Raw genomic sequence first — 26357 nt, forward strand, 5'->3', positions numbered from 1 at the left:
CCGATGATGCGCAAGACTCCGATGCCTCGCCCCTTCTCCGGATGGTTTGCCCGCGTGCGTTCGCCGCGCCGGCTGCCTGCGCGCCTGTCCGCCGTCGCGGCGGCCTGGCTGGCCGGGCTGTGCGTGGCCCAGGCCGCGCCCGAGCGCGTGGTCACGCTGGGCGGCAGCGTCACCGAGATCGTGTACGGACTGGGCCAGGGCGCGCGGCTGGTCGGCGACGACCAATCCAGCCTGTATCCGCCCGAAGCCCGCCGGCTGCCCAGCGTGGGCTACTACCGCGCCGTGCCGGTCGAGGGCGTGCTGTCGCTCAAGCCGGATCTGGTGCTGGCTTCGGAGCAGGCCGGTCCGCCGGACGCGCTCAAGCGCCTGGGCGAGGTCGGCGTGCGCGTGGTGACGGTGCCCGACCAGCCTTCGGTCGATTCGCTCAAGGCGCGCATCCGCGCCGTGGCCGAGGCGCTGGATGCGCGGCCGGCCGGCGAGCGCATGATCGAGGATCTGGGCCGCGAGCTGGCCCGCGCCGAGGCGCTGCCCGGCAGGCCCGCGCGCGCCATGCTGCTGATCAATCGTGGCGGCGCGCCGCAGGCGGCGGGGCGTGACACCGCGGCCAGCCAGCTCATGGCGCTGGCCGGTCTGGTCAACGTGATGCAGGGCCAGCAGGGCTACAAGCCGCTGTCGGCCGAGGCCGTGGGCGCGCTGGCGCCCGACGTGCTGATCGTGACCAGCATGTCGGTCGAAGCCAGCGGCGGGCTGGACGCGCTCCTGGGCCTGCCCGGCCTGGCCTCGACCGAGGCGGCGGCGAAGCGGCGCGTGGTGGTCATGGACGACCTGCTGCTGCTGGGGCTGGGACCGCGCCTGCCGCAGGCGCTGACGCAGCTCAAGCAAGAGGTGGCGAATGTCATGGCGCGCTAGCGCGCCGCGCTCGGTGGCGCTGATCTGTCTGGCGCTGGCGATCGCCGTGCTGGTCGCCAGCGCCAGCGGGGCCGTGTCCATTCCGCTGCGCGCGCTGCCGGCGCTGCTCTGGGGCGAGCCCGCGCCCGATCAGGTGCTGTGGCGCAACGTGCTGATCGACATCCGCCTGCCGCGCGTGCTGTTCGCCGTGGTGGCGGGGGCGGGCTTGGCCGTTTCGGGGGCGGCCATGCAGGCGCTGTTCCGCAATCCGCTGGCCGAGCCGGGCCTGATCGGCATCACCGCCGGCGGCGCGCTGGGCGCGGTCGGCGCCATCGTGCTGACGGCCGGCGGCTTCTGGATCACCGCGCCGGCGGCCTTCGCCGGCAGCCTGCTGGCCACGTTGTGCGCCTATGCGGTGGGCCGGCGCGTGCCGGGCGTGGCGGGCCTGCTGCTGGCCGGCGTGGCCATCACGGCGGTCGCCTTCAGCCTGATCGGGCTGCTGACTTTCATGGCCAACGACGCCCAGCTGCGCGACCTGACCTTCTGGAACATGGGCAGCCTGGCGCGCGCCAACTGGACGCTGCTGGCCTTCCTGGGCCCCTGGGTGGCGCTGCTGTCGGCCTGGATGATGACGCAGTGGCGCGCCATGAACGCGCTGCTGCTGGGCGAGCGCGAGGCCCAGCACCTGGGCTACGCGCTCAAGCCGCTGCGCGTGCGCCTGGTGCTGGCCAGCGCGCTCATCATCGGCCCGCTGGTCGCCGTGACCGGCAGCATCGTCTTCGTAGGGCTGGTGGTGCCGCACCTGGCGCGCATGACGCTGGGCGCCAACCACCGCTGGCTGTTGCCGGCCAGCGTGGCGGGCGGCGGTCTGGCCCTGGTGCTGGCCGACTGGGCCTCGCGCGTGGCGTTGACGCCGGCCGAATTGCCCATCGGGCTGGTCACGGGGCTGGTCGGCGGCCCCTTCTTCCTGTGGCTGCTGGCGCGGGGCAGGAGGGTCGGATGACGCTGGCCGCGGAAAACCTCATCCTGTCGCGCGGCGGCGCGCGCGTGCTGGACCGCGTGTCGCTGGCGCTGGGGCCGGGCGAAGTGGTGGGCCTGCTGGGCGCCAACGGCGCCGGCAAGTCGACGCTGCTGGGCGCGCTGGCCGCCGAGTTGCGCGCCGGCGAGGGCGCGCTGCGCCTGGACGGCGAGGATCTGTCCGGCATGGCGCCCGCGCGGCTGGCGCGCCGGCGCGCCGTGCTGCCGCAGAAACCAGGGCTGGGCTTCGACCTGGGCGTGGCCGAGGTGGTGGCGATGGGCGCCTACCCCTTTCCCGAGCTGCCGCCCGCGGCCGTGGAGGCGCTGGTGGACAGGACGCTGGCGCTGGCCGACGCCACCCATCTGCGCGCGCGCCGTTATCCCGAACTGTCGGGCGGCGAGCAGCAGCGCGTGCAGTTCGCGCGCGTGCTGACCCAGTGCCTGGCGGCGCGCGCCGAGGGCGAGGCGCGCTACCTGCTGCTGGACGAGCCGACCGCCAGTCTGGATCCCAGGCATCAGGGCGAGCTGCTGCGCGTGGCGGCGGACCTAGCGCGCGACGAGCGCGTGGGCGTGCTGGTGATCCTGCACGACATGAACCTGGCCGCGCGCTGGTGCGACCGGCTGCTGCTGCTCGGCGGCGGACGCGCCATCGCGTCCGGACCGCCGTCGCAGGTACTGACGCCGGCCAGCCTGCATCTGGCCTATGGCATCGCCGCCCAGGTGGTGCCGCATCCGCTGGCGCCGGGCCGGGTGCTGGTGCTGACCGCCTGAGGGGCGGCGGCGCGGTTCCGTTCCGGGGCCGCGCCGCCGGTAGAATAGGGGTTTCGGGCCGGCCGCCGCGCGGCTGGCCCAGGCATTTTCCCTTCATCTCTCTACCCACAGGATTTTCGCGTCATGCCTAGTTTCGACGTCGTCTCCGAAGTCGACAAACACGAACTGACCAACGCCATCGATCAGGCCAACCGCGAGCTGGCCACCCGTTTCGATTTCAAGGGAACGGACGCCAAGTTCGAACTGGAAGGCTTTGTCGTGACTCAGGTGGCGTCCAGCGCCTTCCAGCTCAAGCAGATGCTGGACATCCTGCGCGGCCGGCTGTCGGCGCGCGGCATCGACGTGCGCTGTCTGGATGTGGCCGATCCGCTGGAGAACCTGGGCGGCGCGCGCCAGAAGGTCACCATCAAGCAGGGCATCGAACAGCCCGTGGCCAAGAAACTCATCGCCGCCATCAAGGCCGCCAAGCTCAAGGTCGAATCGCAGATCAACGGCGACAAGCTGCGCATCACCGGCAAGAAGCGCGATGACCTGCAGACCGCGATCGCGCTGCTGAAGAAGACCGACGTCGACCTGCCGCTGCAGTTCGAGAATTTCCGCGACTGAGACCCGGGCTTCGGGCCGCGTCCACGCGGCCCGGCGGCGTGCGTTCCGGGCATTGCGGGGAGGCCGGCCTCAGCCCGCCGCGCCCTGCGCCCAAAGCTGCTGGGCCGCGTAGGCCCGCCAGGGCCGCCATGCGGCCGAGCGCTCCAGCAGTTCCGCCGCCGTATAGCTGCGCGATTCCAGCGCTTCCAGCGCCCGGATCAGGCCGATGTCGGCCGCCGGGAACGCGTCCGGCTCGCGCAGCAGGCGCAGCGCGATGTACTGCGCCGTCCATTCCCCGACTCCCCAGATTTCCCGAAGGCGCCTGACCGAGACGTCCAGGTCGTTGCCGGCCTCGAACAGCGTCGGGTCCGCCAGCGCCGCCGAGGCCACGGCCGACAGCGTGCGCGCGCGGCTGCGCGGCATGCCCAGCGGCGCCAGGTCGGCGGCCGCGATGGCGGCCGGCTCCGGGAATACATGCGTCAGGCCGTCCTGCGGCCGCGCCAGCGGCGCGCCATGCGCCGCCACCAGCTTGCCGCCCAGGCGGATCGCGGCGACCACGGTGATCTGCTGGCCCAGCACGGCGCGCATCGCCAGTTCGAAGCCATCCCAGGCGCCGGGGATGCGCAAGCCGGGCCGGGCCGCCGTCAGCGCCGCCAGCACCGGGTCATGCGACAGCTGCGCCGCGATGGCGGCCGGATCGCTGTCCAGGTCGAATTGCCGCCGCAGGCGGGCGATGATCACGGGCAGGGATGGCAGCCGGGGAAAGCGCACGGTGGCCAGCAGCGCGTCGCCCTTGCCGGGTTCCACCGCCACCGTGCCCTGCGCGCCGTCCAGGCTGATGCTGCGCGTGTAGCGGCGTCCCTGCACCTGTTCGATGCCGGCGATGGCGCGCAGCCGCAGGAAGTCCAGCATCGCATCCCAATCGTAGGGCGGTCGATAGCGCAGCAGCAGCCGGATCTCGCCCTCGGGTCCGGCCGGTACGTCCGGCTGCGAGGAACGGCGCAAGGCGCCGGGCGGGCGGTCGAACAGCTGCTGGAAGCGCTCGTTGAAGCGGCGGATACTGCCAAAGCCCGAGGCGAACGCGATCTCGGCCATGGGCAGGCGCGTCTCGTGGATCAGTTGCTTGGCCAGCAGCACGCGGCGGGTCTGGGCGACGGCGACGGGAGAGGCGCCCAGGTGCTCGCGGAACTGCCGCCGCAGCTGGCGCGCGCCGACGCCGGTCCGGGCGGCCAGCGCATCCAGGTCGCCGTCGTCCAGCGCGCCCAGCTCGATCAGCTGCAACGCGCGCGCCACGCTGGCGGGCAGCCCCGGCGCGGGGCCGGCGGCGGGCGCGATTTCCGGGCGGCAGCGCAGGCAGGGATGGAAGCCGGCCTCCTGCGCGGCCGCGGCCGTGGCGTAGAAGACGACATTGCGCGACAGCGGCGTGCGCGCCGGACAGACCGGGCGGCAATAGATGCGCGTGGTCTTGACCGCGGTGAAGAAGCGTCCATCGTAGCGGGCGTCGCGCACGCGGATGGCGCTGTAGCAGGCGTCGTGATCGAGATTCATGCGGCCATGCTAACGCCGGTCCGGGATGGCGTTCTAGCGGTTTTCGGACCGTGTTGTCCGGCCGACACTGATGTCCGAAAACCGCGAGCAGGAGTCCGGCGCGGACCCTATATTCTGTTGCGAATGCCTGTCCTGGCCGCGCGGTCGCGCCGCCTGTCGCCGGCGATTCGGTCCTTGTTCCTTTCCGCTATGGAAGTCCGCGCCATGTCCGCCCATCTTTTTTTCGAAGAACGCCTGAAGACGCCCATCGGCGTGATGTTGGTGCTGACCGACGCGCAAGGACGGCTGCGCGCCGTCGATTGGGACGACTATGAAAGCCGCATGCACAAACTGTTGGGGCGGCAGTATGGCAAGGAAGCGGTCGCCTTGCGGCCGGCGACGGCGGCCTCCGAGGCGGGCCGCTGCCTGGAAGCGTATTTCGACGGTCGGATCGATGCCATCGACGCCGTGGAGGTGGCCATGGGCGGCACCGTGTTCCAGCGTGAGGTATGGGCGGCGTTGCGCGGCATTCCGGCGGGCAGCCATCTCAACTATGGCCGGCTCGCCGAGCGCATCGGCCGGCCCGAGGCGGTGCGCGCCGTGGGCGCCGCCAACGGCGCGAATCCGATCGGCATCGTGGTGCCATGCCATCGTGTGATCGGCGCCAACGCCGCGCTTACCGGCTACGGTGGCGGCTTGCACCGCAAGCGCTGGCTGCTGGAGCACGAAGGCGCGGCGGGTTTCGCGCCGGCCTGAGGACGGCGCGAGGAACGGTCCCGGGATCGTTCCGGCGCCCCTAGGCGCGGATCCAGCCGCGCGCGATCGGCAGGGCCAGCAGCTTGCCGTGCAGCGCCTGGCACGCCGCGGTCACGGGGGTGCCCACGCGCCGCCACACGGGCACCACCAGCGCGGCAGCCAGCGGCGCCAGCAGCAGGCCGCCGGCGATGTCCAGCGGGAAGTGCACGCCCAGGTAGACGCGCGACAGGCCGACCACGGCCGCCAGCGCCAGCGTGGCCCAGCCCCAGCCCGCCCAGCGCCGGTCGAACAGCAGCGTGAAGGCCAGCGTGGCGATGATGATGGTGTGGTTGCTGGGGAAGGAGGAGGTGGCCTTGTGTGCGAAGAAGGCATGGCCCAGGCCGATGGTGAAGGGTCGTGGATGCGGCCACAGCGCGCCGCACAGATAGCTGATGAACAGCGCCACGCCGATGCCGGTCAGCGTCTTGAGCACCAGGCCGCGCTGCGGCTGGCCGCCCCACAGCCAGAGTCCGGCGAGCGCCGCCGGCACCAGCAGGATCAGCCGGTTGGCGATGAACATCCCTGCCTGGATGCGCCAGGCGGGCGAGGCCGGGTCGGCGTTGATCAGAAGAAATAGGGACTGGTTCAGGTGTTCAAGCGTATCCATGACGCGTCATCTTGCTGAAATTTGCGGATGACCGCGATGGTAGTGGGATTTGCCGTCAAATACCTTGCAAATGTGTGGCTGAGTTCCCGGAATTACGTCCGGATGCGATTTTTCGATACATCTTGCGCCGAAGCCGTCGCCGGGGTCGCCCCGGCGTCTTCCGCCTCCAGGGTCAGGCTGGCGGTCAGGCGCGTGCGGCCGGGCGCGGAATCGATCCGCAAGCTGCCGCCGACCCGGGCGATGCGCGTGGACATGCTGCGCATGCCGACGCTGATGCCGGCCTGGCACACGGCGGCCACGTCGAAGCCCGCGCCGTCGTCTTCGACCATGAGTTCCAGCGCCCGGGGGCCGGGCTGCGCCAGGCGCACCGCGACGCGCCCGGCGCGGCTGTGCTTGATGACGTTGGTCAGTCCTTCCTCGATCAGCCGGGTCAACGCCAGGCACTGCAAGGCGGAGGGCGGGACGATCCAGGAGGCGGGAACATCCCAGCGGACTTCGATGCCCAGCTCGTCGAACAGCTGCGTGTAGCGGTGGCGCAGCGGCGCGATCCATTCGCGCGGCGTGGCGGGCGGTTTCATGTCGGCGCTGGCGCCGCTGTCTATGGTCTGGCGCAGGTCGTTGCGCAGCAGGTTGAGCATGGACAGGAACTGCCGGTTCTGCAGCGGCGCGCCGGACTGTTCGACCAGGGCCGTCATGCGGACCAGCGAGCCGCCCAATCCGTCGTGCAGGTCGCGCGCGATATCCAGCCGGTCCTGCAGCCGGCTGTGGGCCAGCGCCAGCTCGTGTTCGCGGGCCAGCGTGACGGCCAGCTCATCGCGGGCCCGCTGCACGGATATCTCCAGTTCCTCGTTGAAGCGCTCGATGCGGCGCACGCTGCGCGCGTGGCGCACTCCCTGGACGGCGGACATGCCGATCAGCACCGCGATGCTGGTGTAGGGAATGTAGGACAGGCCGTCTATCCGCTTGAACAGCAGCAGGTCGTGCACGGCAGCGCCCAGGAATACCAGCAGGCAGGCGGCCAGCAACTGCTGTTCGCGGTCGCGGCCGCGCAGGGCCTGGATGGAGAAGTGCAGGCAGTTCAGGCAGAACAGCGCCGTCAGGGCCATCACGATGACGAATTGCGCCGAGGGCTGGACGTCGTCGGGCACGAAGGCCAGCGCCGCCAGCGACAGCGCCACGCCCACCCACATGACTTTTTCCAGCCGAGGTCGGTAGCGGCCGGCGAAGCGCCAGGTGAACATGCAGAAGCAGGCGATGTGCAGCGTCAGCGCCATGGCGTTGGCGCGCGCGGCGGCCAGCGTGGTGGCGAAGGGCCAGGGGCTGGTGGCCACGATGTTGGCCGCGAACAGCACCCAGAACAACGCGGTCAGCGCATACCAGCCATGGCTGGATTGTTGAGGACGCAGGATCCACAGGCTGAAGAAGAACAGGCCCAGCGCCGCCGAGATGGTCAGGTTGACATGGAACAGCGTGCGGTTGCGCCACACGCGCTGCTCGTGCCCGCGTTCGATGGCCTCGGGCCCGCCCAGGTACACCGGCCCCAGCCCCGGATGTTGGCCGGCGACGCCGGCCACGCGCACCCAGATGGTGTTGACGCCGTCGCGCATCGCGGATTCGGGCAGGCGCCAGTAGCGCGGCATGTTCCAGCTGCGCGACAGCGGCTCGGACTGGCTGGCGTCGCGCCACAGCAGGTCGTCGTTGGCGTAGACCTCGCCGGCCATGATGATGGATTCGAGCGCCAGCGCGGCCGGAGCGCGGCTCGCGCCGTCACAGCGCCAGTCGATCCGGTACCAGGCCTTGCCGGTATGGCCGGGCCAGCGCGCGCTCCAATCGTCGGGCAGCGTGACCGGCCGCCAGGCCGGGCCGTCGGCGGGCCGCGCGCCATCCGGCAGGGCCTGGGCGATGCGGACGTCCAGGATCCGCGCGGCGCAGTCGCCGGCGGCATCGGCCGTCGCCGCCCGCGCGCCGCCGCACAGGAGCAGCAGCGCCAGCAGGCCGAGCATTGCGGCCAGCGCCTGTCCGGCGCGCCGCGCCACCGGCGTCGGCCGCGTCAATCGAGCAGGCCGCGCGAGCGCGCCGCGTGGATGGCCCGGGTGCGCGAGGGCACCGCCAGCTTGCGGTAGATGTGCTTGATGTGGCATTCGACGGTGTAGCGGGACAGATGCAGCTGGTCGGCGATCTCCCGGTTGCCCAACCCCTCGGCCACCAGGCGCAGGATCTGGTCTTCGCGCGGGCTGAGCGTTTCGCCGGGCGGCGGGCTGGCGGGCTGCGCGGGCGCGGGGCGCAGCTCCGCGATGATGCGGCGGGCGACGAAGGGATCGATCGGCGCGCCGCCGCGCAGCACGCTGCGCAGCGAGATCAGCACTTCCAGGTCGTCGCGTTCCTTCAGCAGGTAGCCGGTGGCGCCGGCGCGCAGCGCCGCCAGGATGGCGTCCTCGGTGCTCCAGGCCGAGATGACCAGGATGCCCAGCGCCGGATCGGCCGCGCGCAGCTCGGCGATCAACTCGATGCCGTTGCCGTCGGGCAGGCCCAGGTCCACCAGCGCCAGCGCGACGGGCGCGTCGGCCAGCCGGCCGCGGGCCTCGGCCAGCGAGCCGGCGAACAGCAGCGCGTCGGCGGGATAGCCCAGCTGGTGCAGCAGCCGTTCCAGCCGGGCGCGGACCAGCGGTTCGTCTTCCACCACCAGCACCGGGGCGGGCAGGGCGAGCGCGGGAACGGGCGGCAGATCGGTCATGGTGGCGGGCCAGGTGGGAGCGGGCGAAATTGCCCGCTTGGGATTGTGCTGATCCCGGCCGTTGGCGGCTATCCCTGAAAGTGGGTATTGGATGTGGCCGCTCGCCGCGCCGGGCGCGTTCACTTCTGGATGCGCTTGCCCTGCGCGTCGATCACGGCCTCGCCGTCTTCCTTGGTGAAGGCGCCTTGCTGCGGCGCCGGCAGGATGTCCAGTACCAGCTCCGACGGGCGGCACAGCCGCGCGCCCAGCGGCGTGCTGACGAAGGGGCGGTTCAGCAGGATGGGATGGGCCTCGATGGCGTCCAGCAGGGCTTCGTCGTCCAGGGCCGGGTTGTCCAGGCCCAGCTCGGCATAGGGCGTGCCCTTTTCGCGCAGCGCGTCGCGCACGCTGACGCCGGCGCGCTTGAACAGCGCCTTCAGTTGCGCGCGCGAGGGCGGGGTTTCCAGGTACAGCACGACCTGCGGCTCGATGCCGGCGTTGCGGATCATGGCCAAGGTGTTGCGGGAGGTGCCGCACTTGGGGTTGTGATAGATGGTGACGTCGGACATGGGCTGCTCCTAGCAGAGTCGAGGCTGGGAGCATAGTGCATCCCGCGCCGCGTTCCCAGGCCGCGCCCGGCCCGCCGCCTTCAGTGCCGCAACTTCTTCCCCAGCCGGCGCCAGCCGATCACCACGCCGGTCAGGCTGAGCGCGGCCCCGCCCAGGCTCAGGAAGATCAGCAGCGCGTCCCACAGTGGGCGGCGCGCCAGCAGGCCGGTCCAGTCCCAGCTGTGCAGGAAGGCGAACAGCCAGCGGCTGGCGCGGTTGGCGCGATCCTGCCGGCTGATGAGCTGTCCGGTGGCCGGATCCAGGTAGACCCAGCTGGCCTCGGGGTTGTCATAGACCAGCCGCCAGGCCGGCAGCGGCTTTTCCACATGGCCCAGCATGGCGTGCTCGTCGCGCGCGTAGTAGTAGAAGTCGTAGCGCTCCAGCGTCTGCACCTCGGCCAGCCGGGCGCCCGGCAGCAGCGTGGCGGCCGCGGCGCGCAGCACGGCGGGGTCGAGCGCGGCGGGGCGCGCTTCTCGCGCCGACAGCAGCAGCGGCGCGCCGGCCGCCATGCGCGCCTGGACCAGGCTCTGCCCGGCGGCGCGCGTCCAGCTCAGTTCCCGGGGCGGGGCGGGCAAGGCCGCGATCAGCGCGCCGGGCGAGGCCAGCGTGGCGGCGGGCGCGGGCGGGCCTTCATAGGCCGCCTGCGCCAGCGGGGCGGCGCCGCTGGCGAAGAGCTTCCAGGGGTTCATCGACATCAGCCCGCTGAAGATCCAGGTGATGGTGACGACGGCGAACAGCAGGCCGCTCAGATGATGCCAGCGCATCATGTTCTCGCGGTACGGCGAGCGGCTGCCGCTGGCATAGGGGCGCGAGAAACGCCAGCGCATCAGGCCCACCACGGTGCCGGTGAGCGCCAGCGTCACGCCCGCCACCGACAGCCACACCACGATGTCGTGCCACCAACGGTCCAGCGCGTTGCCGCGGAATGGATAGAGCCAGTGGATCCAGGCGCCCACGTAGTTCCAGGCGCGTTCGGCGCGGGTGGCATCCAGCACCACGGCGCCGGTGGCCGAGGAGATGTAGAGCCGGGTGTGTTCCGGATCGGCCGCGTCGACGCGGTGCAGCGGCCGGTGCGGATCCAGCGCGCGCGAGTGCGTGTAGACGTCCTCGTCCACCGCGCCCGCGTATCGCACCGGGTAGGCCCCGCCGAACCAGGCCGAGGCCGTGGCGGCGGCCACCCGCTCGTCCGCCACGGGCAGCAGCGCGCCGCTGGCGGCGTCCACCGCCTTGGGCGCCGCGCGCCGGCCGCCGCCGGCCATATACACGGCCTGGCCGGCGCGGCTGGCCGACAGGCTCAGGGCGGCGCCGTCTTCCAGTCCGGCCGCCGCCAGCGCCTGCGCCGGCGTCACCGTGACGCCGGCGGGATCCAGCGGCGCCAGGTGCCTCAGGCGCTCGGCGGGCGTGAGCTTCGGATAGCCCACGTACATCATCACCACGCCGGAGATGAACCACATGGCGAAGAACAGGCACAGCGTGATGCCGGCCCAGCGGTGCAGCAGGTAGAGCCAGCGCTTGGCGCGGGCGGCCAGCGACGGTCCTGTCGCGGCGCGCGGTCGGGTCTGGGGCAGGGCGCTCATGGCGGTCCTCAGTAGCGCGCTTGCAGCGTCAGTTCGAACGAGCGCGGCGCGCCCAGGTAGAACATGCCGGCGCTGCTGACGTTGGCCGCGTAGACCTTGTCGGTCAGGTTGCGCACGCGCGCGGTCACGGTGAGGTTCCGGTCGATGCGGTGCGAGACGGCGGCGTCGAACACCATGTAGGCCGGCGCCCAGGTGGTGTTGGCGGCGTCGGCGTAGGTCTTGCCCACATAGCGCGCGGCGGCGCTGGCGGTCCAGTCGGGCAGGAAGGCGTAGTCGACCCAGACATTGGCGATGCGGCGCGGCGTGTTGGTCGGCACCTTGCCGTTGCGCGACACCGCCACGCCGTTGACGGTCTGCGAGAAGTCGTCGTAGCGCGGCGCGACGAAGGCCATGTTGGCCTGCAGCGTCACCTGCCTGCTCAGCCGCAGGCCGCCGGCCAGCTCCAGGCCGCGCGAGGACTGCTCGCCCACCGGCAGGCTGACGCCGGGGTTGTTGGCGTCGGGCGTCGAGATGTTCTTGCGCCGTATGTCGTACAGCGCCACCGTGGCCGAGCCGCGGCCGTCCCAGAAATCGAACTTGCCGCCGACCTCGGCCTGGCGACCAGTGGTCAGCTTGTCGTTGTACAGCACGTCGGCGAACGAGGCCGTGGCCATCAGGCCGGACGGGGGATCGGCGGCGGTGGCGTATTGCGCGTACAGCGAGGCTTCCGGGCTGAGCTGCCAGTTCAGGCCGAGCCGGCCGGTCAGCGGCGAATATGAGCGCGAGGCGCTGGCCGGCGAGCTGGCGGTGACGGCGCGGCGGTTGGTCAGGTCCACGTCGATGAAGTCCTTGCGCAGCGCCGAGACCAGCGACAGGCCGGGCAGCACCTCGGTACGGTTCTCCAGCGTGAAGGCCAGCGTGCGGATGCGGTTGTCGCGGTCGGCGACGTGGCCGCGCTTCATGCCGGGGATGTCGTAGAAATCTCCCGGCGAGAAGTCGTAGGGATCGATGGCGTCCACCTGGCCGGGCAGGCTGGTCGGATAGCGGGTCTGCTTGTTGACGCTGTAGTCCGCGCCGAAGGACCAGTCGCTGGGCAGGCCGGCCAGGGTCGAGCGGTACAGGCCCTCGACCCGGTTGCCGATCAGGCGCTGCTCGTGCCGCTGCAGCAGCGCGCCCGAGCGCAGCACCTGGGTGTTGCCGGCGTTGAAGCGATAGGTCTCCAGGTTGCGGAAGTCGCGGTCGGCGCGGTAGTAGTACAGCGTGTTCTTGAACGTCAGCGCGGGGCTGGCGCGCCATTCGGTGATCGAGCGCGCCCACAGCACCGACTGCTCGTAGAGGCCGTCGTTGACGTTGTAGTTCTTGTAGCGGGTGCCGTCCTCGATGTGGCCCTCGCCGCTGACCACGCCGTTGGCGCCGGTCTTGAGCGGCGTGCCCCAGTAGGGGCGGTCGACTTTTTCGCGCTGGTATTCGAAGGCCCAGGTCTGGGTCACGTCGCTGCTCAGGTCCGACAGCAGCGAGAGCGCGAGCTGGCTGGCGCGGGAGTGGTTGCCGTCGACCCAGCCCTGGCTGGAGCCGGTGTTCGCGTCCAGCCGCAGGTAGTGGCCGCGGCCGCCGGGCTCGCCGGCCAGCTGCTGGTTCAGGCCGACGGAATACTGCCGCGAGTTGAAGGAGCCGAGACGGAAGCGGCCTTCGTAGAACGTGTCGCGTTCCGGCAGCTTGGTCACGTAGTTGATGGCGCCGCCCACGGCGCCGGCGCCGAACAGGAAGGTGGATGGACCGCCGATGGCCTCGACACGGTCGTAGATCCAGCTGTCGATGGGGCGGGCGGCGATGGCGTCGTACTGCACCGAGATGCCGTTGAACAGCTGCGAGATCTGGCTGCCGCTGAAGCCGCGGTAGCTGACGGCGCCGGCCATGCCGGGCGGCGAGGCGTTGTCCACGCCGGGGATGCCGCGCGCGATGTCCTGGGTGTTGGCGGCGCCGCGCGCCTCGATCTGCTCGCGCGAGATCACGGTGACGGACGCGGGCGTTTCGCGCAGCGTCAGCCCCAGGCGGCTGCCGGTGCCGTCGCGGGCGTCCAGGTTGATGCGGCCATTGGGCGGCGTCTCGGCGGCGGCGTCGCCGTATACGACGGTGGGCGCCAGCGTTTCCACCGACGGATCGGCGCTGAGCGCCAGGGCGGGGGCCGTGGGCGCGAGCGCGGCCAGCAGCAGGAGGTAAGCGTATGCAGGTTTCATGATCGGATGCCGCGCGTTCGCGCCGCCGTGGGTGCGGCAGGCGCGCGATGTGTCGCGGACGGGTAGGGCAAGCCAGGACTGCGGACCCGTCGTCGCCCGGCGTTCCAGGCGGACCGGACGCGCAAGCACGCGGGCGGACCGGCCACGGAAGGGCGGATCGATCGGGAGCGGAAGGGGCGGTCGGCGGGGAGCCGTCAGGCGCGGTTCACGCGCATGGGCGCGCGGCGCGGTGCATCAGGCGTGGCCGGTCAGGCGGCCGGCGGGGCGCGCGGCTGGGCCGCGCTCCAGGCATGCAGCGGCCGGGCCGACTGGTAGTAGAGCGGGGGATAGCTGACCTTGCGGGCCAGGGAGGCTGGCAGCAGCAGCGGCGCCGGATCGGGCAGGATGCCGATATCGGCTTGCTGGTTGCGGCAGAACGGGCAATGCTGGCTGCCTTCGTGCGCATCGTGTTGCGGCGACTGGCCGCTGTCGTCCGCGCGCACGTCGATCTGAACCAGGCCCGCGCCGTCGGGGGCGCAATACTCCACCGACACGCGCTGCGCCGGGTGCGCCGGGCTGAATGCGCGCGCCAGCGACGGGACCAGCGACGCCCACAGGATCACGGCGAGCGCGATCCATATGGCGGGTCGGGTCAGGAAGGAGGCAGAGCACATGAGCGCGGATTATATCGGAGCAGATCCGCGCGCAGGCCTAATTTCAAGCAATGATCAAAGATCCCGCCGACAGGGAAATCGGTTCCGGAAGGCTCCCCCGGACGCCGGCGCGCACGGCATGCGCCGGCGTGGTTCTTTACCTAGACCGACAGATGCCGGCGCACGTCCTCGCCGTCCATGGTTTCGCGGCCGCCGCTGGCCACGACCTCGCCGCGCGACAGCACCATGTAGCGGTCGGCCAGCTCGCGGGCGAAGTCGAAGTACTGCTCGCACAACAGGATGCCGATGTCGCCGCGCTGGCGCAGCATGCGGATGACGCGTCCGATGTCCTTGATGATGGACGGCTGTATCCCTTCGGTGGGTTCGTCCAGGATGATGAGGCGGGGCTCGGCCACCAGCGCCCGCGCGATCGCCAGCTGTTGCTGCTGTCCGCCCGACAGATCGCCGCCGCGCCGCGACAGCATGCCGCGCAGCACGGGGAACAGCTCGAACACTTCCTCCTTGATGCGCCGCGCGCGCGCGGCCGGCTTGGTCGCCATGCCCATCAGGATGTTCTCTTCTACCGTCAGCCGCGCGAAGATGTCGCGCCCCTGCGGCACATAGGCCATGCCGCGCGCGGCGCGCTGGTGCGGCGCCAGCCGCGTGATGTCGGCGCCGTCCAGCGACACGCCGCCGCGCGCCACCGGCAGCACGCCCATCAGGCACTTGAGCAGCGTGGTCTTGCCCACGCCATTGCGTCCCAGCAGCGCCAGGCACTCGCCCTGGCGCACCGACAGCGAAACGCCGCGCAGCGTGTGGCTGCCGCCATAGTATTGATCGATTCCGTTCGCATCCAGCATGTCTTTCTCCGTGGCGTCGCGGCTAGGGGGATTTCGTGCGGGTGTATCCGTGGGACGGCACGCTAGCGCCCCAGATACACTTCGATCACGCGGGGGTCGGCCTGTACCTTGGCCATCGGCCCCTCGGCCAGCACCGCGCCCTCGTGCAGCACCGTGACCTTGCCGTCGCCGGCGATCTGGTTGACGAAGTCCATGTCGTGCTCCACCACCATCAGCGAATGGCGGCCGCGCAGCGCATTGAGCAGCTCGCCGGTGCGCTCGGTCTCGGCGTCGGTCATGCCGGCCACCGGTTCGTCCAGCAGCAGGAGTCGCGGCTCCTGCATCAGCAGCATGCCGATCTCCAGCCATTGCTTCTGGCCGTGCGACAGCAGGCCGGCCTCGCGGAACGCCTCGGGCCGCAGGCGCACCAGGTCCAGCGTCTCGCCGATGCGGTCGGCCTGCGCGCCGCTCAGTCGCGCGAACAGTGTGGGGCGCACGCGCTTGTCGGCGCGCATGGCCAGCTCCAGGTTCTCGAACACCGTGTGTTGCTCGAACACCGTGGGCCGCTGGAACTTGCGGCCGATGCCCGCATGCGCGATCTGCGTTTCGCTGAGCGTGGTCAGATCGATGCTCTGGCCGAAGTAGGCGCTGCCGGACGCGGGCCGGGTCTTGCCGGTGATCACGTCCATCATGGTGGTCTTGCCGGCGCCGTTGGGACCGATGATGCAGCGCAGTTCGCCCACGCCGATGTCCAGCGTCAGGCCGTTGAGCGCCTTGAAACCGTCGAAGCTGACCGTGACGTCTTCCAGGTACAGGATGGCGCCGTGGGTGGTGTCCAGTCCCTTGGCGCTGACGCGGCCGTAGCCGGCTTCGCCGCTGGGACCGCCGTCCAGCGGATCGGATGCGGGGTGGGGGGTATTCATGCCTTGGGCTCCTGGACGGGGGCGGGCGCGACGCAGGACAGCGCGTCGCGGCGGCGGGCCGAGAGGCGGGCGGCGATGCGGCGGGCCAGGCCGACGATGCCGGTCGGCAGGAACAGCGTGACCAGCACGAAGATCAGGCCCAGCGCGTAGAGCCAGAATTCCGGCAGCACGCTGGTGAACCAGGTCTTCAGGCCGTTGACCGCGCCGGCGCCGATGATGGGGCCGATCAGCGTGCCGCGTCCGCCCGTGGCCACCCAGATCACCATTTCGATGGAGTTCTCGGTGGACATCTCGCCGGGATTGATGATGCCGACCTGCGGCACGTACAGCGCGCCGGCGATGCCGCAGAGCACGGCCGACAGCGTCCAGACGAAGAGCTTGAAGCCCAGCGGCTCGTAGCCGATGAAGCGCAGCCGGCTTTCGCTGTCGCGCACGGCGGTCAGCACCCGGCCCAGCTTGGACTGCGTGACGGCGCGCGCCAGCACCAGCGCGCCGGCCAGCGCCGCCAGCGTGCACCAGTACAGCGCGGCGCGCGTGCCCGGCGCCGTGATGTCGTAGCCCAGGATGCGCTTGAAGTCGGTGAAGCCGTTATTGCCGCCGAAGCCGGTGTCGTTGCGGAAGAACAGCAGCATGGCCGCGAAGGTCAGCGCCTGCGTGATGATGGAGAAGTACACGCCCTTGATGCGCGAGCGGAAAGCGAAGTAGCCGAACAGAAAGGCCAGCGCGCCCGGAACCAGCACGACCAGCAGCATGGCGTACCAGAAGTGCTCGGTGTACGACCAGTACCAGGGGTAGCTCTTCCAGTCCAGGAACACCATGAAGTCCGGCAGCGTGCTCTGGTAGGCGCCGTCGCGGCCGATGGCGCGCATCAGGTACATGCCGTGGGCATAGCCGCCCAGCGCGAAGAACAGGCCGTGGCCCAGCGACAGGATGCCGGCGTAGCCCCAGACCAGGTCCAGCGCCAGCGCGGCCAGCGCGTAGCACATGAACTTGCCCAGCAGGGCGACGGCATAGGACGAGACATGCAGCGGATGGCCCGGAGAGTACGCCAGGTTCAGCAGCGGCAGCAGCGCCAGCAGCGCGGCGACGATGGCCAGCGCCGCCCAGGCGCGGGGGGAATACAGCGGCCGGCGCAACGCCAGGCCCGGATCCTGCGCGGCGGGCTTCATTCGACGCTCCGGCCGCGCGGGGCGAACAGGCCTTGCGGCCGCTTCTGCACAAACAGCACGATAAGCGCCAGGATGGTGATCTTGGCCATGACCGCTCCCGCATAGGGTTCCAGGAATTTGTTGACGCCGCCCAGGCCCAGCGCGGCGATGACGGTGCCGGCCAGCTGGCCCACGCCGCCCAGCACCACCACCATGAACGAATCGACGATGTAGCCGCGCCCCAGGTCCGGGCCCACATTGCCCAGCTGCGACAGCGCCACGCCGGCCAGCCCGGCGATGCCCGAGCCCAGGCCGAAGGCCAGCATGTCCACGCGTCCGGTGGGCACGCCGGTGCAGTCGGCCATGCGCCGGTTCTGCGTGATGGCGCGCACGAACAGGCCCAGGCGCGTGTGGTTGAGCAAGACCCAGACCAGCGCCACCACGGCCAGCGCGAAGCCGATGATGACCAGGCGGTTGTAGCTGAGCACCAGTCCGCCCAGCACCGTGACGCCGCCCGACATCCAGCCCGGATTGCCGACCTCCACGTTCTGCGCGCCGAACAGGCTGCGCACGCCCTGCATCAGCATCAGGCTGATGCCCCAGGTCGCCAGCAGCGTTTCCAGGGGCCGGCCGTAGAGCCAGCGGATCACGGTGCGTTCCAGCGCCATGCCCACCAGCGCCGTGACCAGGAATGCCAGCGGCAGCGCCGCCGCCACGTACCAATCCAGCCAGCCAGGCAGCCAGGCGCGGAACAGCGTCTGCACCACATAGGTAACGTAGGCGCCGATCATCAGCAGCTCGCCATGCGCCATATTGATCACGCCCATCAGCCCGAAGGTGATGGCCAGCCCCAGCGCCGCCAGCAGCAGCACGCTGCCCAGGCTCAGGCCGTAGAAGAGATTGCCTGCCCATTCGACGGTGGCCAGGCGGCGGTCGATGCGGCGCAGCGCGTCGGCGGCGGCCTCGCGCACGCCGGCGTCGGGTTCGGCATAGGCGCCGTCGCGCTGTTGCGTCAAGGCCGCCAGCACGGGACGGAACGCGGCGTCGTCACTGCGGCCCAGCAGTTCCACGGCATGACGCCGCGCGGCCGGATCGGCGCTTTGCAATTCCAGCCTGGCCTGCGCGATCTCCAGCGCGGCGCGCACGGTCGGGTCGCGTTCCGTGGCCAGCGCCTGCGCGATCAGGGGCAGCCGCGAGGGATCGTTGGTCTGTTGCAGGCGGCGCGCGGCGGCCAGCCGAGAGCCGGCATCGGCCGCGTGCAGCTGCGCGCCGGCCAGCGCTGCCTCGATGGCGCGGCGCAGGCGGTTGTTGATGCCGATGGACGCGGATCCCGCCGGCAGGTCCAGCGCGGCGCCGCTGGCCGGGTCGGTGGCGCGGGCGCCATCACCGATCAGCACGCGGCCGTCCGGCGCCGCGTAGAGCTGGTCGGCGCCCAAGGCCCGCAGCACAGCCGCGCCCTCGCCGCCGGGCAGCGCGCCCAGCGCGGCGATCGCACGCAGCCTGGCGTCGGTATCGTCGCCCGCCAGCGGCGCCAGCAGGTCCTGGCCGACGCCGGCCGCCGCCACGGGCAGCGCCGGCCAGGCCAGGAACAGGGCGAGCAGGAGACGACGCAGGTAGCGTGCGATCGCAGCGTTGCGCATGGCGGCCGTCTCCCTCAGAGGCCCTGCTTGCCTTCGTTGCCCGGGATATACGGGCTCCAGGGCTGGGCGCGGATCGGACCCTTGCTCTTCCAGACCACGTTGAACTGGCCGTCGGCCTTGATCTCGCCGATGTACACCGGCTTGTGCAGGTGGTGGTTGGTCTTGTCCATCATGATCTCGAAGCCGCTGGGCGAGCTGAACGTCTGGCCGCCCATGGCCGCGATGACCTTGTCCACGTCCGTGCTCTTGGCCTGCTCGACGGCCTGCTTCCACATGTGGATGCCGATGTAGGTCGCCTCCATCGGATCGTTGGTGACCACGGTCGCGGCGTTGGGCAGGTTCTTGGCCTTGGCGTAGGCCTTCCACTTGGCGATGAAGTCGGTGTTGACCGGGGTCTTGATCGACTCGAAGTAGTTCCAGGCCGCCAGGTGGCCGACCAGCGGCTTGGTGTCCACGCCGCGCAGTTCCTCTTCGCCCACCGAGAAGGCGACCACCGGCACGTCGGTGGCCTTCAGCCCGGCGTTGCCCAGTTCCTTGTAGAAGGGCACGTTGGAGTCGCCGTTGATGGTGGAGATGACGGCGGTCTTGCCGCCGGTGGCGAACTTCTTGATGTTGGCGACGATGGTCTGGTAATCGGAATGGCCGAAAGGCGTGTAGACCTCGTCGATGTCGCTGTCCTTCACGCCCTTGGAATGCAGGAAGGCGCGCAGGATCTTGTTGGTGGTGCGCGGGTACACGTAGTCGGTGCCCAGTAGCACGAAGCGCTTGGCCCCGCCGCCGTCCTCGCTCATCAGGTACTCGACGGCGGGTATGGCCTGCTGGTTGGGCGCGGCGCCGGTGTAGTACACGTTCTTCTCCAGTTCCTCGCCTTCGTACTGCACCGGATAGAACAGCAGGCCGTTCAGCTCCTTGAACACCGGCAGCACCGATTTGCGCGACACCGAGGTCCAGCAGCCGAACACCACCGCCACCTTGTCCTGCGCCAGCAGCTGGCGCGACTTCTCGGCGAACAGCGGCCAGTTCGAGGCCGGATCGACCACCACGGGCTCCAGCTTCCTGCCCATGACGCCGCCCTTGGCGTTGATCTCATCGATCGCCATCAGCGCCACGTCCTTGAGCGAGGTCTCCGAGATCGCCATCGTGCCGGACAGGGAATGCAGGATGCCGACCTTGATCGTGTCTTCGGCGGCATGGACCGAGGGCATCCAGCCGGCCAGGGCCAGCAGGCTCACGGCGGTCAGTTGCTTGAGGGCTAGTCTGCGTTTCATGGGGACTCCTGGGTAGGTTGCGCCGGCATTGCCGGCATGAAATGGACAGGGCCTGTACCGCGCCTCGCCAGGACATCAAAGCAAGACCCGTGCCAGCCGCGCCGGAGGCGGCGGCGCGGCGGGGCCGCTATATGTAGGCGGGAAGGGCGGGGCGCGGGAACGATGCGGCGGAGCGGCTTGCTCAATCTGGTGCCGCGTGCACAAAACAGGTGCGTGATCTGCGCGGCGCTGGTGCGCGCCGGCGCCGCGACGGCGCGCCGCGCCTTGTGGCCGCGCGGGATGTCGTGGCAGGGAAACAGGGGGAAAACGCGCTGCGGGCGCGGACATGGCATGCCGCTTGCTTGGGAATCCGTACTTGCATACCAGAGAGGATTCCAGCATGAACGCCGCAGCAACGCAGTTCGACACCGCCGGTTGGACCATCGCGCAATGGCAGGCCGCCTATTTCGCGGGCGCCCGGCCCGAGGCGCTGCTGGCCGGCCACGCCGCCGCGCCGGACGCGCCCGCCGACAATGCCTGGATCCCGCGGGTCGACGGCCAGGCGCTGGCGCGCCAGCTGGACGAACTGGCGCGGCTGCTGGCGGCGGCGGACGGCGACCTGTCGCGCCTGCCGCTGTATGGCGTGCCCTACGCGGTCAAGGACAACATCGACGTCGCGGGCTGGCCGACCACCGCCGCCTGCCCCGCGTTCGCCTACACGCCCGACGAGGATGCCGGCGTGGTGCGGCGCCTGCGCGCCGCCGGCGCCATCCTGATCGGCAAGACCAATCTGGACCAGTTCGCCACCGGCCTGGTGGGCACGCGTTCGCCGCACGGCGCGGTGGCCAACGCGTTCCGGCCCGAGTACATCAGCGGCGGATCGAGTTCGGGCTCGGGCTCGGTGGTGGCGCGCGGACTGGCGGCGTTCTCGCTGGGCACCGACACGGCCGGCTCGGGACGCGTGCCGGCGGGCTTCAACAACATCGTCGGACTCAAGCCCACGCGCGGCTGGCTCAGCGCCGCCGGCGTGGTGCCGGCCTGCCGCACGCTGGACTGCGTGTCGGTGTTCGCCTTGACGGTCGACGACGCCTTGCGCGTGGCCGACATCGCCGGCGGCTACGACGCGCGCGATCCCTACTCGCGGCCCGTGCCGGCCGGCACGGCCCGTCCCTGGCCGGCGCGGCCGCGTTTCGCGGTGCCGGACAAGCTGGAGTTCCACGGCGACGCCGAGGCCGAGGCCGCCTTCGACGCGGCGCTGCTTGAGGTGCGAGCCACCGGCGCCGAGCTGCGGACCGTCGATTTCTCGCCCTATGCCGAGCTGGCCGCGCTGCTGTACCAGGGGCCGTGGGTGGCCGAGCGGTTCGCGGCGGTCGAAGCCTTGTGGCGCGAGCAGCCGGGCGCGATCGACCCGGTGGTGCGCGGCATCGTCGAAGAGGCCGGGCGCTACAGCGCGCTGGACGCCTTCCAGGCCGAATACCGCCGCGCCGCGCTGGCGCGCGTCATCCAGCAGTCGCTGGCGGACGTGGACGCGCTGCTGGTGCCCACCGCGCCGTCCATCTACACCATCGCACAGCTGCGCGAGGATCCGCTGGCGCTCAATTCGCGGCTGGGCCGCTATACCAATTTCGCCAATCTGGCCGACCTGTGCGCGCTGGCCTTGCCGGCGGGTATGCGCGGCGACGGCCTGCCCGCCGGCATCACCGTGCTGGGCCTGGCCTGGCAGGACCATGCGCTGGCCGAATTCGGCAGGCGCTGGCAGGCGCGCCTGGGCCTGCCGCTGGGCGCCACCGGCAAGCCGCTGCCCGCCGCGCCGGCGTCGCGTGATCCGGCGCCGGGCATGCTGCGCGTGGCCGTGGTGGGCGCGCACCTCAGCGGCATGCCGTTGAACCATCAGCTCCGTTCGCGCCATGCGGTCTTGGTGGAAAAGACGCGCACGGCGGGCGACTACCGGCTGTATGCGCTGGCCAACACCACGCCGCCCAAGCCGGGCCTGGCCAAGCGCGCCGATGGCGCGCCCATCGAGGTCGAGCTGTGGGACATCCCGCTCGCCGCGTTCGGCGGCTTCGTCGCCGAGATCCCGCCGCCGCTGGGCATCGGCACGCTGGAGCTGGAGGACGGGCGGCAGGTCAAGGGCTTCATCTGCGAGCCACGCGGCCTGGAGGGCGCGAGCGACATCACGGCGCATGGCGGCTGGCGCGCCTACCTGGCCAGCCTGAATCCCGCCGTCCGCTGATCCCCCCAATTCTTTCCAGGAGTCGCAACGTGTTCGATACCGTTCTGATCGCCAACCGAGGCGAAATCGCCGTCCGCGCCATCCGTACCCTGAAGCGCCTGGGCATCCGCAGCGTGGCGGTGTATTCCGACGCCGACCGCAATGCCGCCCATGTGCGCGAGGCCGACGCTGCCGTCGCGCTGGGCGGCGAGAAAGCCGCCGACAGCTATCTGCGCATGGACCTGCTGCTGGCCGCCGCCCGCGAACAGGGCGCGCAGGCCATCTACCCCGGCTATGGCTTCCTGTCCGAAAGCGCCGAATTCGCCGAGGCCTGCGAAGCCGCCGGCATCGCCTTCGTCGGACCCACGCCCATGCAGATCCGCGAGTTCGGCCTGAAGCACCGTTCGCGCGAGCTGGCGGCGCTGGCCGGCGTGCCCATGACGCCGGGCACCGGGCTGCTGTCCAGCCTGGGCGAGGCGCTGGCGCAGGCCGAGCGCATCGGCTATCCGGTCATGCTCAAGAGCACGGCGGGCGGCGGCGGCATCGGCCTGTCGCGCTGCGACAACGAGGCCGAGCTGACGGCGGCCTACGACAGCGTGCAGCGCATGGGCGAGCATTTCTTCCGCGACGGCGGCGCCTTCATCGAGCGCTACGTGGACAACGCGCGCCACGTCGAGGTGCAGATCTTCGGCGATGGCCAGGGCCGCGTGCTGGCGCTGGGCGAGCGCGACTGCTCGGTGCAGCGGCGCAACCAGAAGGTGATCGAGGAGACGCCGGCCCCGAACCTGCCGCCCGCCACCCGCGCCGCCTTGCTCGAAGCGGCGGTGCGGCTGGGCGAGTCGGTCGGCTACCGCTCGGCCGGCACGGTGGAGTTCATCTACGACCCGGCCCGCGACAGCTTCTATTTCCTGGAGGTCAACACGCGGCTGCAGGTCGAGCATCCGGTCACCGAGGCGGTGACGGGCCTGGACCTGGTCGAGTGCATGCTGCGCGTGGCGGCGGGCGAACCGCTGGACCTGCAAGCCATGTCGCGCGCGCCGCGCGGCGCGTCCATCGAGGTGCGGCTGTACGCCGAGGATCCGCTGCGCCAGTTCCAGCCTTCGCCGGGCGTGCTGACCGAGGTTTATTTTCCCGAGGGCCCGCGCGTGGATGGCTGGGTGGCGACCGGCACCGAGGTGCCGGCCTACTATGATCCCATGCTGGCCAAGCTGATCGTGCATGGCGACACGCGCGAAACGGCGCTGGCCCGGCTGTCCGACGCGCTGGCGCGCACGCGCCTGCACGGCATCGCCACCAACCTGGACTACCTGCGCCAGATCGTGGCCGACGCGCGCTTCGCGGCCGGCGAGCTGTCCACCCGCTTCCTGGAAACCTTCGAGTACCGGCCCGCGGCGATCGAGGTGCTGGAGGCCGGCACCTACACCAGCGTGCAGGATTATCCGGGTCGGGCCGGCTACTGGGATATCGGCGTGCCGCCGTCCGGTCCGATGGACGATTACGCGTTCCGGCTGGCCAACCGCATCGTCGGCAACGCGCCGGACGCCGCCGGCATCGAGGCCACGCTGGCCGGCCCCAAGCTGCGCTTTCATGGCGACGCCGTCATCGCGCTGACCGGCGCGCAATGCGCGGCCACGTTGGACGGCGCGCCCGTGCCGATGTGGCGGCCGGTGGCGGTGCGCGCGGGCCAGGTGCTGGCCACGGGCCGCGCGCTGTCGGGCTGCCGCATGTACCTGGCCGTGCGCGACGGCCTGGACGTGCCCGTCTACCTGGGCAGCCGCTCGACCTTCGCGCTGGGACAGTTCGGAGGCCATGCCGGGCGCACGCTGCGCGTGGGCGACATGCTGCCGCGCGTGCGTCCCGAGCTGCCGGGCGCGCCCGCCGCGCCCGAGGCCGAACCGCAGGCCGCGCCGCCCGAGCTGGTGCCGGCCTATGGCGATACCTGGCGCATCGGCGTGCTCTACGGGCCGCATGGCGCGCCGGACTTCTTCAAGCCGGAGGCCATCGACGCCTTCTTCGCCGCCGACTGGGAAGTCCACTACAACTCCAATCGCCTGGGCGTGCGCCTGACCGGCCCCAAGCCGGACTGGGCGCGCGAGAGCGGCGGCGAGGCCGGGCTGCATCCGTCCAACATCCATGACTGCGAATACGCCATCGGCAGCATCAACTTCACCGGCGACAGCCCCGTGATCCTGACCCGCGACGGCCCCAGCCTGGGCGGCTTCGTCTGCCCGGTCACGATCGCCAAGGCCGAGCTGTGGAAGGTGGGGCAGGTCAAGCCGGGCGACCGCATCCGCTTCGTGCGCATGGACTATGAACAGGCGGTGGCGCTGGAGGCGGCGCAGGACCACAGCCTGCGCGAGCTGAGCGCTGCGGCGCCAGCCATGCCCGCCGCCGCGTCCATCGGCGCGCCGGCCCGCGCCACCGCGTCCGAGACCATCATCGCCGCGTTGCCGGCCGAAGGGACGCGACCGTCGGTCGCCTACCGCCAGGCGGGCGACGGCTACCTGCTGCTGGAGTACGGCGACAACGTGCTGGACCTGGCGCTGCGCATGCGCATCCACCTGCTGATGGAGGCGCTGCGCGAGCGGCCGGTGGCCGGCGTGCGGGAGCTGTCGCCGGGCGTGCGTTCCCTGCAGATCCGCTACGACAGCCGCCTGATCCGCCAGGACGCGCTGATCGCGCGGCTGTTGGAGATCGAGGCCGGACTGGCCGACGTGGCCACGCTCAAGGTGCCCACGCGCGTGGTCCACCTGCCGCTGGCCTTCGAGGACAGCGCCACGCTGGGCGCGGTGCGACGCTACCAGGAGACCGTGCGCGCCAGCGCGCCCTGGCTGCCGAACAACGTGGACTTCATCCAGCGCATCAACGGCCTGGCCTCGCGCGACGAGGTGCGGCGCATCGTGTACGACGCCAGCTATCTGGTGATGGGGCTGGGCGATGTCTACCTGGGCGCGCCCTGCGCCGTGCCGATCGATCCGCGCCACCGGCTGCTGACGTCCAAGTACAACCCGGCGCGCACCTACACGGCCGAAGGCACCGTCGGCATCGGCGGCGTGTACATGTGCATTTACGGCATGGACTCGCCGGGCGGCTACCAGCTGGTGGGGCGCAGCCTGCCGATCTGGAACACGTTCATGAGGAATCCGGTGTTCCAGGACGGCAAGCCCTGGCTGTTGCGCTTCTTCGACCAGGTGCGCTTTTATCCCGTCAGCGAGGCCGAGCTGGACGTCTTGCGCGAAGACTTCCGCCACGGCCGGGCCAGCGTCCGCATCGAGGAGGAAGTGTTCGACTTCGCCGCGCATCAGCGCTTCCTGGCCGAGCAGGCGACCAGCATCGCCGCCTTCCAGACGCGCCAGAAAAGCGCCTTCGACGCGGAAGTCGCGCTGTGGCGGAGCGAGGATGTGGCGCCGCCGCCGGCCGGGCCGGAAGCCGCCCCGGAAGCGCAGGCCGAGCTGCGCGAGGGCGAGCGGCTGGTCAGCGCCGACATGTGCGGCAATGTGTGGAAGGTGCCGGTCGAGGTCGGCCAGAGCGTGTCGGCGGGCGACACGCTGGTGGTGGTCGAGGCCATGAAGATGGAGCTGTCCGTCATCGCGCCGGCCGCCGGCGTCGTGACCGCGATCCGCTGCGTGCCGGGCAAGCCCGTGAACGCCGGCGATCCGCTGGTCGTCCTGGCGGAGGATGCGCCATGCACGGTAGCCTGAGCCTGCGACCCGCGCTGGCGCTGGGGGCATCCCTGGCCGACCAGGCCTATCAGCTGATAAAGGACGATCTGTTCAGCTTCCGGCTGCTGCCCGGCGAGCGCTTCACCGAGACCGACCTGGCGGCGCGGCTGGGCGTGAGCCGCACGCCGGTGCGGTTGGGCCTGGCGCGGCTGGAGCGCGAGGGCTTCGTGCTCGCCAGCCCGCGCAGCGGCTGGCAGGCGCGGCCCTTCGACTTCGAGCGCTTCGAGGCGCTGTACGATCTGCGCATCGTGCTGGAACTGGCGGCGGTGGAACGCCTGTGCGCGCGCGAGCGCGCGGACGGGGAGGATCTGCTGGAGGCCCTGCGCGACATCTGGCACGCGCCGCCGCAGCGGCGCCTGCTGGATGGCCGGCGGGTGGCCGAGCTGGACGAGGCTTTCCACTGCGCGCTGGTCGAGGCGGCGGGCAATCCGGAAATGGCTCAGGTGCATCGTGACGTGACCGAGAAGATCCGCATCGTGCGCCGGCTGGATTTCACCAAGGACTTCCGCATCGACGCCACTTACGAGGAACATGGCGCCATCCTGAGCGCGGTGCTGGCGCGCCGGGTGGACGAGGCCTCGCGCCTGCTGCGCGCGCACATCGGCATGAGCCGGGCCGAGGTCAGCAAGATCACGCTGCGCATGCTGCACGAGGCGCGCGGCGGCTAGGACCGGTCCATGCCGGCGCCTC

21 protein-coding genes are annotated in these 26357 nt (G+C 71.0%); 8 read left to right on the plus strand and 13 right to left on the minus strand.

Annotated features, from left to right (window positions below; genetic code table 11):
- The first annotated feature begins 6 nt into the window (after positions 1-6).
- The 4 genes from ACEU5R_RS03490 to ACEU5R_RS03505 all read left to right on the plus strand — a co-directional run bounded on the left by ACEU5R_RS03490 (position 7) and on the right by ACEU5R_RS03505 (position 3282).
- Positions 7-909 (plus strand): hemin ABC transporter substrate-binding protein, encoded by a 903-nt coding sequence (locus ACEU5R_RS03490; RefSeq protein ID WP_369869803.1) that lies wholly within the window; start codon positions 7-9, stop codon positions 907-909.
- The gene (locus tag ACEU5R_RS03495) at positions 893-1891 is read left to right on the plus strand and encodes a FecCD family ABC transporter permease (protein WP_392409097.1); all 999 of its coding nucleotides are present in this window, start codon (positions 893-895) and stop codon (positions 1889-1891) included. The genes ACEU5R_RS03490 and ACEU5R_RS03495 overlap by 17 nt, the downstream gene beginning before the upstream one ends.
- Positions 1888-2676, plus strand: a complete 789-nt coding sequence (locus ACEU5R_RS03500) for a heme ABC transporter ATP-binding protein (RefSeq protein ID WP_392409098.1) — start codon at positions 1888-1890, stop codon at positions 2674-2676. Before ACEU5R_RS03495 ends, ACEU5R_RS03500 begins: the two co-directional genes overlap by 4 nt.
- 123 nt (positions 2677-2799) lie before the next feature.
- On the plus strand, positions 2800-3282 hold the full coding sequence (locus ACEU5R_RS03505) for a YajQ family cyclic di-GMP-binding protein (RefSeq protein ID WP_103275948.1): 483 nt from the start codon (positions 2800-2802) through the stop codon (positions 3280-3282).
- Positions 3283-3351: 69 nt separating this feature from the next.
- Here ACEU5R_RS03505 and ACEU5R_RS03510 read toward each other — a convergent pair whose 3' ends face one another.
- A complete protein-coding gene (locus ACEU5R_RS03510; protein WP_103275947.1) occupies positions 3352-4809 on the minus strand; it encodes an AlkA N-terminal domain-containing protein in 1458 nt (485 codons plus the stop codon).
- Positions 4810-5013: 204 nt separating this feature from the next.
- Between ACEU5R_RS03510 and ogt the strand changes: the two genes are divergently transcribed.
- The gene (gene ogt, locus ACEU5R_RS03515; RefSeq protein WP_103276634.1) at positions 5014-5544 is read left to right on the plus strand and encodes a methylated-DNA--[protein]-cysteine S-methyltransferase; all 531 of its coding nucleotides are present in this window, start codon (positions 5014-5016) and stop codon (positions 5542-5544) included.
- Between the two features lie 40 nt (positions 5545-5584).
- Here the strand turns inward: ogt and ACEU5R_RS03520 are convergent, their stop codons facing one another.
- From ACEU5R_RS03520 to urtA, 12 genes are all read right to left on the minus strand, one after another.
- Positions 5585-6190: a phosphatase PAP2 family protein gene (locus ACEU5R_RS03520; protein ID WP_103275946.1), complete on the minus strand. Its 606-nt coding sequence runs from the start codon at positions 6188-6190 to the stop codon at positions 5585-5587.
- A 92-nt stretch (positions 6191-6282) separates the two neighbouring features.
- On the minus strand, positions 6283-8244 hold the full coding sequence (locus ACEU5R_RS03525; RefSeq protein ID WP_392409099.1) for a 7TM diverse intracellular signaling domain-containing protein: 1962 nt from the start codon (positions 8242-8244) through the stop codon (positions 6283-6285).
- Entirely contained in the window at positions 8241-8924 is a 684-nt protein-coding gene (locus ACEU5R_RS03530; protein ID WP_392409100.1) for a LuxR C-terminal-related transcriptional regulator, read from the minus strand. Before ACEU5R_RS03530 ends, ACEU5R_RS03525 begins: the two co-directional genes overlap by 4 nt.
- A gap of 119 nt (positions 8925-9043) precedes the next feature.
- On the minus strand, positions 9044-9472 hold the full coding sequence (gene arsC, locus ACEU5R_RS03535) for an arsenate reductase (glutaredoxin) (protein WP_212314859.1): 429 nt from the start codon (positions 9470-9472) through the stop codon (positions 9044-9046).
- Between the two features lie 80 nt (positions 9473-9552).
- Positions 9553-11088 carry a PepSY domain-containing protein gene (locus ACEU5R_RS03540; RefSeq protein ID WP_392409101.1) on the minus strand — a complete coding sequence of 512 codons (1536 nt, stop codon included), beginning with the start codon at positions 11086-11088 and terminating at the stop codon, positions 9553-9555.
- Between the two features lie 8 nt (positions 11089-11096).
- A complete protein-coding gene (locus tag ACEU5R_RS03545) occupies positions 11097-13304 on the minus strand; it encodes a TonB-dependent receptor (RefSeq protein WP_392409103.1) in 2208 nt (735 codons plus the stop codon).
- Positions 13305-13552: 248 nt separating this feature from the next.
- A complete protein-coding gene (locus ACEU5R_RS03550) occupies positions 13553-13957 on the minus strand; it encodes a DUF2946 family protein (protein WP_103275940.1) in 405 nt (134 codons plus the stop codon).
- 140 nt (positions 13958-14097) lie between these two features.
- Positions 14098-14796 (minus strand): urea ABC transporter ATP-binding subunit UrtE, encoded by a 699-nt coding sequence (urtE, locus tag ACEU5R_RS03555; RefSeq protein ID WP_392409104.1) that lies wholly within the window; start codon positions 14794-14796, stop codon positions 14098-14100.
- Positions 14797-14858: 62 nt separating this feature from the next.
- Positions 14859-15698: an urea ABC transporter ATP-binding protein UrtD gene (urtD, locus tag ACEU5R_RS03560; RefSeq protein ID WP_103275938.1), complete on the minus strand. Its 840-nt coding sequence runs from the start codon at positions 15696-15698 to the stop codon at positions 14859-14861.
- Entirely contained in the window at positions 15695-16867 is a 1173-nt protein-coding gene (urtC, locus tag ACEU5R_RS03565) for an urea ABC transporter permease subunit UrtC (protein ID WP_392409105.1), read from the minus strand. Before urtC ends, urtD begins: the two co-directional genes overlap by 4 nt.
- Complete coding sequence (gene urtB / locus ACEU5R_RS03570; protein ID WP_392409106.1) at positions 16864-18486, minus strand: urea ABC transporter permease subunit UrtB; 1623 nt, start codon at positions 18484-18486, stop codon at positions 16864-16866. Before urtB ends, urtC begins: the two co-directional genes overlap by 4 nt.
- A gap of 14 nt (positions 18487-18500) precedes the next feature.
- Positions 18501-19754 (minus strand): urea ABC transporter substrate-binding protein, encoded by a 1254-nt coding sequence (urtA, locus tag ACEU5R_RS03575; protein WP_392409107.1) that lies wholly within the window; start codon positions 19752-19754, stop codon positions 18501-18503.
- 379 nt (positions 19755-20133) lie between these two features.
- Here urtA and atzF point away from each other — a divergent pair, with 379 nt between their 5' ends.
- The 3 genes from atzF to ACEU5R_RS03590 are packed head-to-tail and all read left to right on the plus strand — an operon-like array spanning position 20134 to position 26335.
- A complete protein-coding gene (gene atzF / locus ACEU5R_RS03580; RefSeq protein ID WP_392409109.1) occupies positions 20134-21966 on the plus strand; it encodes an allophanate hydrolase in 1833 nt (610 codons plus the stop codon).
- Between the two features lie 29 nt (positions 21967-21995).
- Positions 21996-25646, plus strand: a complete 3651-nt coding sequence (gene uca / locus ACEU5R_RS03585; protein WP_392409111.1) for an urea carboxylase — start codon at positions 21996-21998, stop codon at positions 25644-25646.
- The gene (locus tag ACEU5R_RS03590) at positions 25631-26335 is read left to right on the plus strand and encodes a GntR family transcriptional regulator (protein WP_392409112.1); all 705 of its coding nucleotides are present in this window, start codon (positions 25631-25633) and stop codon (positions 26333-26335) included. The genes uca and ACEU5R_RS03590 overlap by 16 nt, the downstream gene beginning before the upstream one ends.
- The last annotated feature ends 22 nt before the right edge of the window (positions 26336-26357 follow it).

Source organism: Achromobacter sp. 413638 (assembly GCF_043119405.1).
Taxonomy (GTDB): Bacteria; Pseudomonadota; Gammaproteobacteria; order Burkholderiales; family Burkholderiaceae_B; genus Achromobacter.

Coding starts and splice junctions, on each gene's coding strand:
- ACEU5R_RS03490 (WP_369869803.1), top strand. CDS start 7: ATGCGCAAGACTCCGATGCCTCGCCCCTTCTCCGGATGGTTTGCCCGC.
- ACEU5R_RS03495 (WP_392409097.1), top strand. CDS start 893: ATGTCATGGCGCGCTAGCGCGCCGCGCTCGGTGGCGCTGATCTGTCTG.
- ACEU5R_RS03500 (WP_392409098.1), top strand. CDS start 1,888: ATGACGCTGGCCGCGGAAAACCTCATCCTGTCGCGCGGCGGCGCGCGC.
- ACEU5R_RS03505 (WP_103275948.1), top strand. CDS start 2,800: ATGCCTAGTTTCGACGTCGTCTCCGAAGTCGACAAACACGAACTGACC.
- ACEU5R_RS03510 (WP_103275947.1), bottom strand. CDS start 4,809: ATGAATCTCGATCACGACGCCTGCTACAGCGCCATCCGCGTGCGCGAC.
- ogt (WP_103276634.1), top strand. CDS start 5,014: ATGTCCGCCCATCTTTTTTTCGAAGAACGCCTGAAGACGCCCATCGGC.
- ACEU5R_RS03520 (WP_103275946.1), bottom strand. CDS start 6,190: ATGGATACGCTTGAACACCTGAACCAGTCCCTATTTCTTCTGATCAAC.
- ACEU5R_RS03530 (WP_392409100.1), bottom strand. CDS start 8,924: ATGACCGATCTGCCGCCCGTTCCCGCGCTCGCCCTGCCCGCCCCGGTG.
- arsC (WP_212314859.1), bottom strand. CDS start 9,472: ATGTCCGACGTCACCATCTATCACAACCCCAAGTGCGGCACCTCCCGC.
- ACEU5R_RS03540 (WP_392409101.1), bottom strand. CDS start 11,088: ATGAGCGCCCTGCCCCAGACCCGACCGCGCGCCGCGACAGGACCGTCG.
- ACEU5R_RS03545 (WP_392409103.1), bottom strand. CDS start 13,304: ATGAAACCTGCATACGCTTACCTCCTGCTGCTGGCCGCGCTCGCGCCC.
- ACEU5R_RS03550 (WP_103275940.1), bottom strand. CDS start 13,957: ATGTGCTCTGCCTCCTTCCTGACCCGACCCGCCATATGGATCGCGCTC.
- urtE (WP_392409104.1), bottom strand. CDS start 14,796: ATGCTGGATGCGAACGGAATCGATCAATACTATGGCGGCAGCCACACG.
- urtD (WP_103275938.1), bottom strand. CDS start 15,698: ATGAATACCCCCCACCCCGCATCCGATCCGCTGGACGGCGGTCCCAGC.
- urtC (WP_392409105.1), bottom strand. CDS start 16,867: ATGAAGCCCGCCGCGCAGGATCCGGGCCTGGCGTTGCGCCGGCCGCTG.
- urtB (WP_392409106.1), bottom strand. CDS start 18,486: ATGCGCAACGCTGCGATCGCACGCTACCTGCGTCGTCTCCTGCTCGCC.
- urtA (WP_392409107.1), bottom strand. CDS start 19,754: ATGAAACGCAGACTAGCCCTCAAGCAACTGACCGCCGTGAGCCTGCTG.
- atzF (WP_392409109.1), top strand. CDS start 20,134: ATGAACGCCGCAGCAACGCAGTTCGACACCGCCGGTTGGACCATCGCG.
- ACEU5R_RS03590 (WP_392409112.1), top strand. CDS start 25,631: ATGCACGGTAGCCTGAGCCTGCGACCCGCGCTGGCGCTGGGGGCATCC.